Here is a 14,454-nt window from a genome sequence, read left to right as displayed (position 1 = left end):
CGGCGTGGTCGCGCGCCGATCGTAGCGGCCGGGGCTGCTGCCGACCGGGACCCGCCTGCCGTGACCAACTCGTGATCTCCGGGGCCTGGCGGACACTTACTGACAGTGTAGTAACGTTCCGCGCAGCACGACCGCGAGGACGCGGCGTGACCTCAGACGCCGGCTGCGTCCCGGCGCCGTTTCGAAGGAGAAACCATGAGGGTGAAGTACCCGGCGGTCGCGCTCGGCGTGGCCGCCGCCCTGGCACTGACGGCCTGCTCCGGCGGGTCGGGCGGGGCGGGCGACGAGGGCAGCAGCACCGGCGGCACCGGGGCCCCGCTGACCATCGCCAAGCCGGACGGCGCCATCGCCACCGAGTCGAACAACCCGTGGGTCGGCGACGCCTCGGGCATGAAGCTCGGCTACATCAACGCGATCCTGGAGCCGCTGGGGTTCGTCAACCTCATCGACCCCAGCGACGACGTCACGCCGTGGCTCGCCCAGGAGATCACCTGGAACGACGACTACACCGCGGTCACGCTCGTGGCCCGCGACGGCGTCACCTGGAACGACGGCGAGGACTTCACCGCCGACGACATCGCGTACACGTTCACGCTGCTCAAGGACAAGCCGGAGCTCGACAACGCGGCGCTCGGCATCGAGGACGTCGCGCTCGACGGGGACACCGTCACGATCTCCTTCGCCGCGTCGATGTTCGCCAAGCAGGACAAGGTCCTGCACAAGCTCATCGTCCCGAAGCACATCTGGGAGGACGTCGCCGACCCGGCCACGGACCCGAACCTCGAGCCCGTCGGCACCGGCCCGTACGTGCTGTCGCAGTTCTCCTCGCAGAGCGTCGAGCTCACCGCGCGGGACGACTACTGGGGCGGGGAGCTGGCCGCGCCGACGCTGTACTACGTGTCGTACAACGACAACACCGCGCTCACCACGGCGCTGGCCAACGGTGAGGCCGACTGGGCGCAGGCGTTCATCCCCAACGTGCAGTCCGCGTACCTCGACAAGGACGACGCGAACGTCTACTGGGCGGCCGCGGGCCTCGGCATCGACGCGATGTTCGTCAACACGCAGACCAAGCCGTTCAACGACGTCGCGTTCCGCCAGGCGATGAACCTCGTCGTCGACCGCACCAAGCACCAGGCGATCGCGCGGGAGGGCGGCGTGCCGGAGCTCACCTCGGTGACCGGCCTGCCCACCCCCGCGGGCGACCCGTTCATCGCCGACGACTTCGCCGGCGAGACGTACGGCGTCGACGTCGACGGGGCCAAGGAGATCCTCACGGACGCCGGCTACACCTGGGACGGCGACGCCCTCGTCGACCCCGACGGCGAGCCCGTCACGTTCGAGCTGAGCGTCCCGCAGGGCTGGAGCGACTACGTCACCGGCATCTCGCTGATCGCCGACTCGGCCAAGGAGCTGGGCGTCGAGGCCACGGTCGACACCCCGGACGCCGACACCTGGTGGGCCATGAAGTCCGAGGGCGACTTCCAGGCGATCCTGCACTGGACCGACACCGGCGCCACGCCGTACGACCTGTACAGCGACATCATGGACGGCCGGTGGCTGAAGCCGCTCGGCGAGGCCGCGGACTACAACTTCGGGCGGTTCGACAGCCCGGAGGCCACGGCGGCGCTCGACACCTACGCCACCGCGACGGACGACGCCGCGCGCGCCGAGGCCCTGGCGGAGGTCCAGCAGATCTTCGTCGAGCAGGTGCCCGCGCTGCCGATCGGCACCCGCCCGTTCATCGGCGAGTACAACACGCGCAGCTACGTCGGCTGGCCGGGCGAGGACGACCCGTACGCCAACCCCGACCCGACGCAGCCCACCGCCGCGCTGATCCTCACCAGCCTGGAGCCGGCGAGCTGACGCGCCGCTGCGGCCGGCCGGCGACGGGACCTCGTCCCCGCCGCCGGCCGGCCGCAGCCGTGCCGGGCAGACGGGCGGGCCACGGGTCCGCGGGAAGACGGGAAGGTGCAGTGACGACGACCAACGACGTGCTGACGGTGTCGGACTTCAGCGTCGTGTACGACGTGGACCCGCCGGTGGAGGCGGTCCGGGAGGTGTCGCTCAGCGTCCACCGGGGCGAGATCCTCGGCCTCGCGGGCGAGTCCGGGTGCGGCAAGACCACGCTGGCGTACGGCGTGCAGCGCCTGCTGAAGGCGCCCGCGGTGATCGCGGGCGGCTCGGCGACGTTCCACGACGCCTCCGGGGCGGACATCGACCTCGGGGCGCTCAGCGACGCCGAGATGCGGGCGTTCCGGTGGGACAAGGCCTCGATGGTGTTCCAGGGCGCGATGAACGCGCTGAACCCCGTCGTGGCGATCGGCAAGCAGCTCGACGACGTGTTCCGCACCCACCGGCCCGCGATGCCGAAGGCCGAGCGCCGGCGCGAGTGCGGCGACCTGCTCGACATGGTCGGCGTCGGCCGCGAGCGGCTGCGGTCCTTCCCGCACGAGCTCTCCGGCGGCATGCGCCAGCGCGTCATGATCGCGATGGCGCTCGCCCTGCGGCCGCAGCTCATGATCATGGACGAGCCGACCACCGCCCTCGACGTGCTCGTGCAGCGCGAGATCCTGCAGCAGATCTCGGACCTGCGCCGCGAGCTCGGGTTCTCGGTCGTGTTCATCACGCACGACCTGCCGCTGCTGCTCGAGATCAGCGACCGGATCGCCGTCATGCGCGAGGGCCGCATCGTCGAGCTCGACACCGCCGAGAACATCTACCGCCACGCGCAGCACCCCTACACGCAGCGGCTGCTCGGGTCGTTCCCGAGCCTGACCGGCGAGCGCGGGGACTTCGTGCGGACGGGCAGCGCCGAGGAGGCCGCACGATGACCACCAGCACGCTGGAGCTCCGCGGCGTCACCAAGCGCTACCGCGTCCGGGGGGCGGGGGACATGCTCGCGCTCGACGACGTGTCGTTCACGCTCACGTCCGGGCAGACGATCGCCCTGGTCGGGCAGAGCGGCAGCGGCAAGTCCACGATCGCCAAGATCATCACGCAGCTCGAGCGGGAGACCAGCGGCGAGGTGCTGCTGGACGGCGCCCCGATCCCGCGCCGGGGCCGGGCGCTGCGCCGCTACCGGCAGCAGGTGCGGATGGTGTTCCAGGACCCGTTCGCCTCGCTGAACCCGTACCACACCATCCGCCACCACGTGGAGCGCCCCCTGCGGCTGGACCGCGTGGTCCCGCCCGACGAGGTGGACGCGGAGGTGGTGCGGCTGCTCGAGCGCGTCCACCTGGACCCGCCCGCCGTCGTCGACCGCCGCCCGCACGAGCTGTCGGGCGGCCAGCGCCAGCGCGTCGCCATCGCCCGCGCGCTGGCGTCCCGGCCGTCGCTGCTCGTCGCCGACGAGCCGGTGTCGATGCTCGACGTGTCGATCCGGCTCGGCGTGCTCAACCTGCTGGCCGAGCTGCAGCGCGAGTCGGACCTCGGCGTCCTCTACATCACGCACGACCTCGCCACGGCCCGGCACTTCAGCGACGAGATCATGGTCCTGCACCACGGCGTCGTCGTGGAGAGCGGCCCCGCGGACGACGTGATCCTGCGCCCGCAGCACCCCTACACCCGCGCGCTGCGGGACGCCTCGCCCGACCCGGACACGCACTTCGCCGGCCCGGCGACGTCGACTGCCAGGAGCTGACCGCCGTGAGATTCGCCGTGCGCCGCGCCGTGTTCTACCTGTTCACGGCATGGGCGGCCATCACCATCAACTTCTTCCTGCCCCGCATGATGAAGGGCGACCCCGTCTCGGCCTACCTCCAGAAGAACCAGGGCCGCATCAGCCCGGACGCCGCCGACTCGCTGCGGACGCTGTTCGGGCTCGACGACGGGAAGTCGCTGCTGCAGCAGTACGCCGACTACTGGGGGCTGCTGCTGCGCGGGGACCTCGGCCGGTCGTTCTCCAAGGGGCTCGCGCCCGTCACCGACGTCATCGCGACCGCCCTGCCGTGGACCGTCGGGCTGGTGGGCATCGCCACCGTCCTGAGCTTCTTCCTCGGCACCGGGCTGGGGTCGTGGATCGGGTGGCGCCGCGGCAGCCGCGCGGACGCCCTCGTCCCCGTCGCCACGTTCTTCTCGACCGTGCCGTACTTCTGGATGGGCCTCATCGCCATCGCGGTGTTCTCCACCACGCTCGGCTGGTTCCCCGCGTCGCACGCCTACGACAAGGGCAGCACCCCCGCCCTCACGTTCGACTTCGTCGGGCAGGTGGTCCAGCACGGCACCCTGCCGGCGCTGACGATCGTGCTCGCGTCGCTGGGCGGCTGGATCCTCGGGATGCGCAACATGATGGTCACCGTCCTCGACGAGGACTACGTGACGGTCGCCGAGGCCAAGGGCCTGTCCCCGCGGCGCGTGATGGTGAACTACGCCGCCCGCAACGCGGTGCTCCCGCAGCTGTCGTCGTTCGCGCTGTCGCTCGGGTTCATCGTCGGCGGCACGCTCGTCATGGAGCTGGTGTTCTCCTACCCCGGCGTGGGCAAGCTGCTGCTCGACGCCACGACCGCGAAGGACTACCCGCTCATGCAGGGGCTGTTCCTCGTCATCACGCTGACCGTGCTGGTCGCGAACATCCTGGCGGACGTCGCGTACGCCGTCCTCGACCCGCGCACCCGCCAGACGGAGGGCTGAGCCATGACGTTCCCCACCACCACCGCCACCGAGGAGGCCGCGGCCCCCGTCGCCCCCGGGCCGGCGGGACCGGCGTCCCGCGGCACGGGCGCCGCGGCGCGGCTCGGCCGGGCGTTCGCGATGTTCCGCAACGGCAAGTCCCTGACGGGGCTCGCGATCCTCGGGTTCTTCGTCCTGCTGGCCGTCTTCGGTGACCTCATCGCCCCGTACGGCCCGCTCGACAAGGACTTTGACGCGCTCCGCCAGCCGCCGTCCGCCCAGCACTGGCTCGGCACCACGCACATGGGCGAGGACGTCTTCAGCCAGATCGTCCTGGGCACCCGCGGCGTGCTCGTCGTCGGGTTCAGCGCCGGCGTCATCGCGACCCTCGTCGCGGTGGCCGTGGGCGTGACCGCCGGCTACGTCGCCGGGTGGCGCAGCGAGTCGCTGTCCGCGCTGACCAACGTGTTCCTCGTGCTGCCCGGCCTGCCGCTGATGATCATCGTGGCCTCCCAGTACGACAACCCGAGCCTGCTGCTCATCTCCGCGGTGCTCGCCATCACCGGCTGGGCGTGGGGCGGGCGCGTGCTGCGCGCGCAGACGATGTCGCTGCGCAACCGGGACTTCGTGCAGGCCGCGCGGGCCAACGGCGAGCCGCTCCACCGCATCATCGCGGTCGAGATGCTCCCGAACCTGACGGCGATCATCGCCTCGTCGTTCGTCGGGACCGTGACCGCCGCGGTGCTGGGCCTCACGACGCTGGCGTTCATCGGGGTCATCCCCATCACGAACCTCAACTGGGGCACGATCCTGTACTGGGCGCAGCAGAACGGCGCGTTCCCCGACTTCTGGTGGTGGTACGTGCCGGCCGGGCTGTGCATCGCGCTGCTCGGCATGGCGCTGTCGCTCATCAACTTCGGCATCGACGAGTACGTGAACCCGCGGCTGCGGTCCGCCGGGGAGCGGGCCCGCGCGATGCGCAAGCGCGGCCTGCGCCCCACCAGCGGCGTCACCGCCGTGCGCCCCGCCCCGCACCACCCGCCGCACCCGCGGCAGCACTCCGAGCAGAAGGACCCCTCGTGACCGAGACCACCACCGCCGCCTACCTCGACGCCGCCCTGCCCGTGGCCGACCGGGTCCGGGACCTGCTGGACCGCATGACCGTCGAGGAGAAGGTCGGGCAGATGCTGCAGCTCGACGCCCGCGACGACGTGGCCGACCACGTGCTGCGGCGGCTCGCCGGGTCGCTGCTGCACGCCTCGCCGGAGCGGCTGGCGCTCGCGCACGAGCTCGTCGACTCCACGCGGCTGCGCATCCCGCTGCTGGTCGGCGAGGACTGCATCCACGGGCACTCGTTCTGGGTGGGGGCGACGATCTTCCCCACGCAGCTCGGGATGGCCGCGAGCTGGGACCCGGCGCTGGTCGAGCGGGTCGCCCGGGCCACCGCGCGGGAGGTCGCCCCCACCGGCGTGCACTGGACGTTCAGCCCGGTGCTCTGCATCACCCGCGACCTGCGCTGGGGCCGCGTCGACGAGACGTTCGGCGAGGACCCGCACCTCATCGGGGAGCTCGCCTCCGCGATGGTCCGCGGCTACCAGGGCGACGGCCTGGCCGACCCGACCGCGATCCTCGCCACCGCGAAGCACTTCGCCGGGTACTCCGAGACGCAGGGCGGCCGGGACGCCTCCGAGGCGGACATCTCGCGGCGCAAGCTGCGGTCGTGGTTCCTGCCCCCGTTCGAGCGGGTGGCCCGGGAGGGCTGCGCGACGTTCATGCTCGGCTACCAGACCACCGACGGCGTGCCGATCACCGTCAACGACTGGCTGCTCAACGAGGTGCTGCGCGGCGAGTGGGGCTACACCGGCACGCTCGTCACCGACTGGGACAACGTCGGGCGCATGGTCTGGGAGCAGAAGGTGCAGCCCGACTACGCGCACGCCGCCGCCGCCGCGGTGAAGGCCGGCAACGACATGGTCATGACGACGCCGCGGTTCTTCGAGGGCGCGCTGGAGGCGATCGAGCGGGGTCTGCTGACCGAGGCGGACCTCGAGCCCGCGGTCGCCCGCATTCTCACGCTGAAGTTCCGGCTCGGGCTGTTCGAGGACCCGCGCCGCCCCGACCCGGCCACCCAGGCCGCCGTCATCGGCAGCGCCGACCACGCCGCGCTCAACCTCGAGGTCGCGCGGCGCTCGCTGGTGCTGCTGCGCAACGAGGGCGCCGTGCTGCCGCTGGCCGGCGGCTGCACGCCCGGGACCGCTGCGGCGCCCGGAGCGCCCGTGCCGCCGGGCGGCGCTGCCGCGGTCCGTTCGGAGGCTCCGACGGGCGCCGGCAGCCGGCGGATCGCCGTCGTCGGGCCGCTCGCCGACGACGCGCAGACGCAGCTCGGCGACTGGGCGGGCTCGTCCGGCCAGGCCGACTGGCTGCCCGACGGCCAGCCGCGCGACATGATCACGACGGTGCTGGACGGCCTGCGGGCCGCCGTCCCCGAGGGCTGGGTGGTCGACCACGCCCGCGGTGCGGAGATCCTCACGCTGGAGCCCGACCCGGAGGGGGCGACGTTCCCCGACGGGCAGCCGCGCCCGCCGGTCGTCGTGCCCGCCGAGCCGGACGAGGCGATGATCGCCGAGGCGGTCGCGGCGGCGCGCGATGCGGACTACGTGGTCGCCGTCGTGGGGGACCGCATCGAGCTGGTCGGGGAGGGGCGCTCCACCGCGACCCTCGAGCTCGTCGGCGGGCAGGTCGCCCTGCTCGACGCCCTCGCCGCGACCGGGACGCCGCTCGTCGTGGTGCTGCTGGCCTCGAAGCCGCTGGTGCTGCCCGAGTCGGCGCTCGGGGCGGACGCCCTCGTGTGGGCCGCGAACCCCGGCATGCAGGGCGGCCGGGCGCTCGCGGAGCTGCTGCTCGGGCTCGCCGAGCCGTCCGGCCGCCTGCCCGTGTCGTTCGCGCGGCACGTCGGCCAGCAGCCGACGTACTACAACCAGATCCGCGGCCAGCACGGCGACCGGTACGCCGACCTCACCCAGCGGCCGGCGTTCGCGTTCGGGGAGGGGCTCTCCTACTCGACGGTCGAGTACGCCGACCTGGCGCTCGCGGCCACGGAGCTCGGCACCGGCGACGTGGTCCGGGCCGAGGTCACCGTCCGCAACACCGGCGCGCGGCCCGTGCGGGAGACCGTGCAGGTCTACGTGTCGGACCGCGTGACGTCGGTCTCGTGGGCCGACAAGGAGCTCAAGGCGTTCCGGCAGGTCGATGTCGCCCCCGGCGAGTCGGTGCGCGTCGCGCTGGAGGTGCCGGTCGCGGACTGCACGATCGTCGACGCCGCCGGCCGCCGCGTCGTCGAGCCCGGCGAGTTCGACCTCCTGGTCGGCCCGAGCTCCCGCGACGCCGCGCTCCTGCGCGCCCCGTTCACGATCCGCTGACGCGCGAGGTCGTCAGCTCGAGCCGAGGTCGTCAGGTCGGCGTGACGACCTCGGCCGGACGTGACGACCTCGCAGGTCCGCGGGTCGCACAGGAGGACCGGGCGGGAGGGTCAGGAGGGGAGCGCCTGGGCGAGGTCGCGCCAGAGGTCCTCGACGTCCTCGATGCCGACCGAGAGGCGCAGCAGGTCCTCCGGGACCGTGGGGGACTCCGTCGCGAACCGGCGGCGGCGCTCGATGCTGGACTCCACCCCGCCGAGGCTGGTGGCCGGCACCCACAGCCGCAGCCGCTCGACGACCGCGTCCGCCCCGGCCGCGCCGCCCGCCGGGCGCAGCCCGATGATCGAGCCGTAGCCGGCCATCTGCGCGGTCGCGCGGGCGTGGCCCGGGTCGCCCGGCAGGCCCGGGTGGCGCACCTCGACGACGCCGGGGTGGGCGGCGAGGCGGTGCGCGAGGTCGAGCGCGGTGCGCTGCGAGCGCTCGACCCGCAGCGCGAGCGTCCGGACGCCGCGCAGCGCGAGGTACACCTCGAACGGGCCGGCGATCGCGCCGTGCACCGTCCGGTAGGTGTGCAGCCGCTCCCGCAGCGCCGCGTCGTCCGTGAGCACCGCGCCGAGCACGACGTCGCTGTGGCCCGCGAGGTACTTCGTCACGGAGTGCACGACGACGTCGGCCCCGTGCTCGAGCGGCCGCTGCACGAGCGGCGTCGCGAACGTGTTGTCGACCGCGACCAGCGCGCCGGCGGCGTGGCCGGCCGCGACCAGGGCCGGGAGGTCCGCCACCTCGAGCATCGGGTTCGTGGGGGACTCGACCCACAGCAGCGACGTCGGCCTGCCCGTGGGGGAGGCGGACGGGTCGAGGGCCGCGACGACCGCCGCGGTGTCCGCGACGTCGACGTGGTCCACCTCGACGTCCGAGCGCTCGGCGAGGTCGCGCGCGTACCCCAGCGTCACCTGGTAGGCGTGCCGCGGCAGCACCAGGCGCCCGCCGTGCGGGACCAGCGAGAGCGCCGCGGCGATCGCCGCCATGCCGGAGCCGTACACGAGCGCCGGGTGGGTCGAGCCCTCCAGCGCGCCGAGCGTCTGCTCGAACGGCCCCCACGTCTCGGTGTCGCCGCGCGCGTACATCAGCTCGCCCGGCTGCGGCACGCCCTGCGACACGTACGTCGAGGACAGCACGACGGGCGGGTTGACCGGGGCGCCCTGGGCGCGCGGCGGGCGTCCGGCGGTCACGGCGAGCGTCTCGCGGGCGAGGGCGGTGGGGTCGGGGTGCGTCACGCAGCGCAGGGTACGCCGCGACCGCGTGCCGCCCTCGCGCGTCCCACGCTGCGACTAGGCTCGCGGGCGATGTCCAGCACCGAGCAGTCCCCGTCCGCCCGTCCGCGCGTCCTCGTCCTGTTCGGCGGGCGCTCCAGCGAGCACGCGATCTCGTGCGCCACCGCCGGCGCCGTGCTGCGTGCGATCGACCGCGACCGGTACGACGTGCTGCCCATCGGCATCACCCCGCAGGGCCGCTGGGTGCGCGTCGCCGACGACCCGGAGCGGTGGGCGATCGTCGACGGGCGGCTGCCGGAGGTCGAGGCGGTGCCGGAGCAGGTGCTGCTGCCGCAGGAGGCCGGCTCGCGCGAGCTCCAGGTCATCGAGCCGGGCGTGCCCGCGGCCGCCCTGGGCGCCGTCGACGTGGTGCTCCCGCTGCTGCACGGGCCGTTCGGCGAGGACGGCACGCTCCAGGGCATGCTCGAGCTCGCGGACGTGCGCTACGTCGGCGCCGGCGTCCTCGCGTCGGCGGTCGGCATGGACAAGCACTTCATGAAGGTGGTGCTCGCGGGCGCGGGCCTGCCCGTGGGCCCCTACGTCACGCTGCGGGGCGACGACCTGGCCACCGACCGCGACGGCGTGCGGGCGCGCGTCGAGGCGCTCGGGCTGCCGCTGTTCGTCAAGCCCGCCCGCGCCGGCTCCAGCATCGGCATCACCCGCGTGACCGACCTGGCCGATCTGCCCGCCGCCGTCGCGGAGGCGCAGCGGCACGACCCGAAGGTCGTCGTCGAGGCCGCGATCGTCGGGCGCGAGATCGAGTGCGCCGTGCTCGGGGGCCGCGGCGGCTCCCGACCGCGCGCGTCGCTGCCGGGCGAGATCGTCGTCACCGACGACCGCCACGGGTTCTACGACTTCGAGGCGAAGTACCTCGACGAGGCCGCCGTCGAGCTGTCCTGCCCCGCCGACCTGCCGGCGGACGTGATCGCGCGGGTGCAGGACGTCGCCGTCCGCACGTTCGAGGCGGTGGACGGCGAGGGCCTGGCCCGCGTCGACGTGTTCGTCACGCCCGACGGCGACGTGGTGGTGAACGAGATCAACACCATGCCGGGGTTCACGCCGTTCTCGATGTACCCGCGCATGTGGCAGCAGAGCGGCCTGTCCTACCCCGACCTGCTGGACGAGCTGCTGCGGCTGGCGCTCGAGCGCCCCACCGGCTTGCGCTGACCGGTCAGACGCAGGAGCGCGTCGCCTCGACCTGCGCGATCGCCGGGCTGAGGGCGTCGAGGAACGACGTCGACCGCTCCGCCACGACGGCGGCGGGCACGTGGACCTCCACCGCGGGGTCGCGCCCGTAGGTCACGAAGGTCCAGTCGGACGAGCCGGGGTCCTCGGCGGGGTCCGCGGGCGCGGTCGCGCCGTCCGCCGCCTCCGCCTCGGCGCGCACGAGCCAGTCGATGCCCGGCCCGCTCGCGGTCTCCATCGTCACGCACTGCTCGGTGGTAGGGCCGGGCACCTCCACGCCGCAGCGCAGCGTCACCGGGTCGGACGGGTCGCCCCACGCCGCGGTCGCCTGGCTGGTGGTGCGGACCTCGTCCAGGCCGTCGCCCAGCGAGTCGGGCAGCGTGAGCACGACACGGGCGCAGTCGGGGTCCGTCGCGTGCGGGGCGACGGTGACGCCGACCTGCGGTGCGCACCCTGCCAGCGCGGCCCCGGCGAGGGCGACGGCCGCGACCACCCCCGCCCGAGCCGCCGCGCGGTGCCGCGGCGCCGTGCCGGGGCGGGAGCCCGCGGGGTGCGGGCCGGCGGGCGCGGACGTGGTGCGGGCGGTCACCCCGTCACGGTAACCCGGCCGGCGGGCGCTACCGTGACGGGCGTGACCGACGCCGCAGCCCCCGACGCCGCTGTGACCCCGGGGGACGGCGGCCGCGCCCCGGTGGTCGCCGACGTGTCCGAGGACGACCTGCTGGCCCGGATCTTCCCGCACCTGCCCGTGGGCGACCGCACCCTGCTCGGCCCGGGCGACGACGCCGCCGTGCTGGGGGCGCCCGACGGCCGGTTCGTGGTCTCCACGGACGTCCTGGTGGAGGACCGGCACTTCCGGCTCGGGTGGTCGAGCGGCGAGGACGTCGGCTGGCGGGCGGCGATGCAGAACCTGGCCGACGTCGCCGCGATGGGCGCGCGTCCCACGGCGCTCGTCGTGTCCCTCGTCGCACCGGGGGACCTGCCGGTGGCGTGGGTCGAGGGGCTCGCGCGCGGGCTCGGCGAGGCCTGCCGCACGGTCGGCGCGGGCGTCGTCGGCGGCGACCTGTCGGGCGGCGGCGCCGTGGTCGTCGCGGTCACCGTGCACGGGGACCTGGGTGGCCGTGAGCCGGTGCTGCGCTCGGGTGCGCGGCCCGGCGACGTGCTCGCGCTCGCGGGCACGGTCGGGAGGTCCGCCGCGGGGCTCGCGCTGCTGGACGCCGGGCGCCCGGAGGCGGGGCCCGACGCGGTGCGGGTCTACCGCCGCCCGCAGCCGCCGCTCGCCGCCGGCCCCGAGGCCGCGCGCGCGGGTGCCACCGCGATGCTCGACGTCTCCGACGGGCTGCTGCGCGACGCCGCCCGGATCGCCGCGGCGAGCCGGGTCGTGCTCGACCTCGACGACCCGCGGAGCGCGCTGGCGGACGACCTGGCGGCGCTCCGGGGCGCGGCCGCGGCGCTCGGCGCCGACCCGGTCGCGTGGGCGCTCGGCGGCGGGGAGGACCACGGGCTGCTCGCGTCGTTCCCGCCCGGCGCGGTGCCGGCGGGCTTCCGGGTGGTCGGCCGTGTCCGGGAGCCCGACGCGGGTGCTCCCGCCGGCACCGTCCTCGTCGCCGGCCAGCCGCCGCACGCCGTGCCCGGCTGGGAGCACTTCCACCGCTGACGGGCCGGCGGGCCGGACCCCGGGGAGGTCCGCGCCGGCCGAGGGGGTCGGCGCCGGGCGAGGGTCAGCGCCGGCGGTACCGGACCTCCAGCAGGTCCGTCCCGCCCAGCTCCTCGGTGCGCTCGGTGCCGTCCGGCTGGAACCCGTGCCGCCGGTAGAAGTGCCGGGCGCGCTCGTTCTCCGCGAACACCCACAGCGTCACGGCCGTGCGCGGGGGCACGTCGGCGAGCGCGGTCCGCAGCAGCTCGCGGGCGGCGCCCGAGCCCCACAGGCCCGGTTCGAGGTAGATCGCGTAGACCTGCAGCGTGCCCCGCTCGGCGTCCTCGTCCTGCGACGGGCCCAGCGAGATGAAGCCGACCACCTCGTCGTCCACCGTCGCGACCCACGCGCGGACGCGGCTGCCGGGTGCGAGGTACCGCTGCCAGGCCTCGGTGCGGCTGTCGACGTCGAGCGACGCCAGGTAGGAGCCCGGCACCATGCCCGCGTACGCGTGGCGCCACGTCTCGACGTGCACCCGCGCGATGCCCGCGGCGTCGGCGGGCTCCGCGGGACGGACCGAGTGCTCGCGACGCTGCTCGCTCATGCGACCAGCGTGCCACACGGTCCGGGGCGCCGGGGGCCGTCTGTCGCGACGTCCCCGGGCAGCACGAGGGCCCGCGCGGATCGCTCCGCGCGGGCCCTCGTCGAGCCTGGTGCGCTCAGACGGCGCGCTGCACCTTGCCGGCCTTGAGGCACGAGGTGCAGACGTTCATCCGCTTCGGGGTGCCCGCCACGACGACGCGCACACGCTGGATGTTCGGGTTCCAGCGACGCTTCGTGCGCACGTGCGAGTGCGAGATGCTGTGCCCGAAGCTCGGGCCCTTGGCGCAGACGTCGCAGTTGGCAGCCACGGTCTTCTCCTGATCCGGTCATTGCACGCCGCTCGGGGGGTGCCCCGGGCGGCAAGTCCTGGTGGGTCGGCGGGCCCGCACCAGCGGTCCGAGGACCGGCCGGGGGGCGCACCCGTGCCCGGCAGAGGCCAGGCAACCGGACAAGACTAGCCCACGAGCGCCGTGCGCCTCAAAACGACGTCCGTCACACCAGGCCCCGGCGCGTGCCGCGCGTCCCCGGTCCGGTGCTCCCGGCGGTGCACGGGCCCGGGGTGCCCGGGGACGACGCGTGGGCTGTCACCGCGGTGGGGCAGAGTAAGGGGGTGCGGGTCAGCGGGTCCGCACGGACGACGGAAGGACTGCGCGCGGACGTGGCTGGGCGACCCGGGACCGGACGGCTGGACGACGGCGCCGTGCTGCGCGACTGGCTCGACCGCGCGGTACCGGCCCTCGAGGCGGCGCAGCAGCGGATCGACTCGGTGAACGTCTTCCCGGTCCCCGACGGCGACACCGGCACCAACGTGCTGCTCACGGTGCGCGGCGCCGCCGAGGAGGTGGCGGCCGTCCCCGCCGGGGCCGGCGACGGGCCGCAGGTGCTGCGGGCGCTCGCCCGGGGCGCGCTGCTGTCCGCCCGCGGCAACTCCGGGGTGATCCTCAGCCGCTACCTGGGCGGCCTGGCCGGCGCGGCGTCCGGCACGCTGCCCGAGGCGCTCCGCGTGGCGGCGCAGGCCGCCCGGGAGGCGGTGCCGGTGCCCGAGGACGGGACGGTGCTGACCGTCGCGGCCGGCGTCGCGGACGCCGCCCGTGAGGCCGCGGACGCCGGGGCGGACGACGCCTCGGCGCTCGCCGCCGGCGTGGCGACGGGACGGGACGGGCTGGCACGGGTGAGCGCCACGCACCCGGTGCTGCGCTCCGCGCGGGTCGTCGACGCCGGCGCGTGCGCGCTGCTGGTGCTGCTCGACGTCCTGGCGGCGGCGCTGGCCGGCCGCGCCGGGGCGGTCGACGTCGGCTGGCTGACCGAGCACGCGCGCCCGGCCGGGCCGGCGCCGGAGGTCGACGGCCCGGAGCGCGCCCGGCCGGGCGGTGGCGTCCCCGCCGGCCCGGCCGCCTACGAGGTGGTCGCGCTGCTCGGCACCGCCGACGCGGTGGCCGTGGCCGGCGCGCTGGCCGGGGCGCTCGGGTCCGCGGGCGACGCCGTGGCGGTGGTCCCGGGCGACGGGCTGGTCACGGCCCACGTGCACACGCCCGCGCCCGTGGGGGCGGCCGCCGTGCTCGACGCGTCGGGCGCGGCCTGGACCGCCACGGTGCGCGCGCTGCTCGGCGGGGTCCGGCCCGTCGTCGCGTGCACGGCGTCGGCGGCCGCGTCCGCGTCCCTCGCGGACGCCGGCGCGGTGGTGGCGCTG

The 14,454-nt window shown here is 75.1% G+C and carries 13 protein-coding genes; 9 read left to right on the top strand and 4 right to left on the bottom strand.

Going from position 1 to position 14,454, the window contains the following annotated elements; all coding sequences use genetic code 11:
• Window positions 1–195: 195 nt before the first annotated feature.
• The 6 genes from AAHH18_RS08965 to AAHH18_RS08940 all read left to right on the top strand — a co-directional run bounded on the left by AAHH18_RS08965 (window position 196) and on the right by AAHH18_RS08940 (window position 8,030).
• Window positions 196–1,866 carry an ABC transporter substrate-binding protein gene (locus AAHH18_RS08965; RefSeq protein ID WP_343301380.1) on the top strand — a complete coding sequence of 557 codons (1,671 nt, stop codon included), beginning with the start codon at window positions 196–198 and terminating at the stop codon, window positions 1,864–1,866.
• A gap of 110 nt (window positions 1,867–1,976) precedes the next feature.
• On the top strand, window positions 1,977–2,834 hold the full coding sequence (locus tag AAHH18_RS08960; RefSeq protein WP_343301379.1) for an ABC transporter ATP-binding protein: 858 nt from the start codon (window positions 1,977–1,979) through the stop codon (window positions 2,832–2,834).
• On the top strand, window positions 2,831–3,643 hold the full coding sequence (locus tag AAHH18_RS08955) for an ABC transporter ATP-binding protein (RefSeq protein ID WP_283320925.1): 813 nt from the start codon (window positions 2,831–2,833) through the stop codon (window positions 3,641–3,643). Before AAHH18_RS08960 ends, AAHH18_RS08955 begins: the two co-directional genes overlap by 4 nt.
• A gap of 5 nt (window positions 3,644–3,648) precedes the next feature.
• Window positions 3,649–4,632: an ABC transporter permease gene (locus tag AAHH18_RS08950; protein WP_283320924.1), complete on the top strand. Its 984-nt coding sequence runs from the start codon at window positions 3,649–3,651 to the stop codon at window positions 4,630–4,632.
• A gap of 3 nt (window positions 4,633–4,635) precedes the next feature.
• Window positions 4,636–5,694 carry an ABC transporter permease gene (locus AAHH18_RS08945; protein ID WP_459349106.1) on the top strand — a complete coding sequence of 353 codons (1,059 nt, stop codon included), beginning with the start codon at window positions 4,636–4,638 and terminating at the stop codon, window positions 5,692–5,694.
• Window positions 5,691–8,030 carry an exo-beta-d-1,3/1,6-glucosidase gene (locus AAHH18_RS08940; RefSeq protein WP_343301378.1) on the top strand — a complete coding sequence of 780 codons (2,340 nt, stop codon included), beginning with the start codon at window positions 5,691–5,693 and terminating at the stop codon, window positions 8,028–8,030. Before AAHH18_RS08945 ends, AAHH18_RS08940 begins: the two co-directional genes overlap by 4 nt.
• A gap of 110 nt (window positions 8,031–8,140) precedes the next feature.
• Here the strand turns inward: AAHH18_RS08940 and AAHH18_RS08935 are convergent, their stop codons facing one another.
• Window positions 8,141–9,304: a trans-sulfuration enzyme family protein gene (locus tag AAHH18_RS08935; protein ID WP_343301377.1), complete on the bottom strand. Its 1,164-nt coding sequence runs from the start codon at window positions 9,302–9,304 to the stop codon at window positions 8,141–8,143.
• Window positions 9,305–9,373: 69 nt separating this feature from the next.
• On the opposite strand from AAHH18_RS08935, the gene AAHH18_RS08930 reads away from it, so the two are divergent.
• Window positions 9,374–10,507, top strand: a complete 1,134-nt coding sequence (locus tag AAHH18_RS08930) for a D-alanine--D-alanine ligase family protein (protein WP_343301376.1) — start codon at window positions 9,374–9,376, stop codon at window positions 10,505–10,507.
• 4 nt (window positions 10,508–10,511) lie between these two features.
• Here the strand turns inward: AAHH18_RS08930 and AAHH18_RS08925 are convergent, their stop codons facing one another.
• On the bottom strand, window positions 10,512–11,114 hold the full coding sequence (locus AAHH18_RS08925) for a DUF3515 family protein (RefSeq protein ID WP_343301375.1): 603 nt from the start codon (window positions 11,112–11,114) through the stop codon (window positions 10,512–10,514).
• A 42-nt stretch (window positions 11,115–11,156) separates the two neighbouring features.
• Here AAHH18_RS08925 and AAHH18_RS08920 point away from each other — a divergent pair, with 42 nt between their 5' ends.
• Entirely contained in the window at window positions 11,157–12,182 is a 1,026-nt protein-coding gene (locus AAHH18_RS08920; RefSeq protein WP_343301374.1) for a thiamine-phosphate kinase, read from the top strand.
• Window positions 12,183–12,246: 64 nt separating this feature from the next.
• Here the strand turns inward: AAHH18_RS08920 and AAHH18_RS08915 are convergent, their stop codons facing one another.
• On the bottom strand, window positions 12,247–12,765 hold the full coding sequence (locus AAHH18_RS08915) for a GNAT family N-acetyltransferase (protein WP_283320918.1): 519 nt from the start codon (window positions 12,763–12,765) through the stop codon (window positions 12,247–12,249).
• A 115-nt stretch (window positions 12,766–12,880) separates the two neighbouring features.
• The gene (gene rpmB / locus AAHH18_RS08910) at window positions 12,881–13,072 is read right to left on the bottom strand and encodes a 50S ribosomal protein L28 (protein WP_146839379.1); all 192 of its coding nucleotides are present in this window, start codon (window positions 13,070–13,072) and stop codon (window positions 12,881–12,883) included.
• 350 nt (window positions 13,073–13,422) lie between these two features.
• Between rpmB and AAHH18_RS08905 the strand changes: the two genes are divergently transcribed.
• A partial coding sequence (locus tag AAHH18_RS08905; protein ID WP_343301373.1) for a DAK2 domain-containing protein occupies window positions 13,423–14,454 on the top strand: 1,032 nt, incomplete at its 3' end.

It is taken from the genome of Cellulomonas olei, from assembly GCF_039548315.1.
GTDB lineage: Bacteria > Actinomycetota > Actinomycetes > Actinomycetales > Cellulomonadaceae > Cellulomonas.
This window is presented reverse-complemented; position numbering and strand designations above follow the sequence as displayed.

Excerpts from the sequence above, each read along its gene's own strand:
- AAHH18_RS08965 (WP_343301380.1), top strand. The coding sequence starts at position 196 with ATGAGGGTGAAGTACCCGGCGGTCGCGCTCGGCGTGGCCGCCGCCCTG.
- AAHH18_RS08955 (WP_283320925.1), top strand. The coding sequence starts at position 2,831 with ATGACCACCAGCACGCTGGAGCTCCGCGGCGTCACCAAGCGCTACCGC.
- AAHH18_RS08945 (WP_459349106.1), top strand. The coding sequence starts at position 4,636 with ATGACGTTCCCCACCACCACCGCCACCGAGGAGGCCGCGGCCCCCGTC.
- AAHH18_RS08930 (WP_343301376.1), top strand. The coding sequence starts at position 9,374 with ATGTCCAGCACCGAGCAGTCCCCGTCCGCCCGTCCGCGCGTCCTCGTC.
- AAHH18_RS08915 (WP_283320918.1), bottom strand. The coding sequence starts at position 12,765 with ATGAGCGAGCAGCGTCGCGAGCACTCGGTCCGTCCCGCGGAGCCCGCC.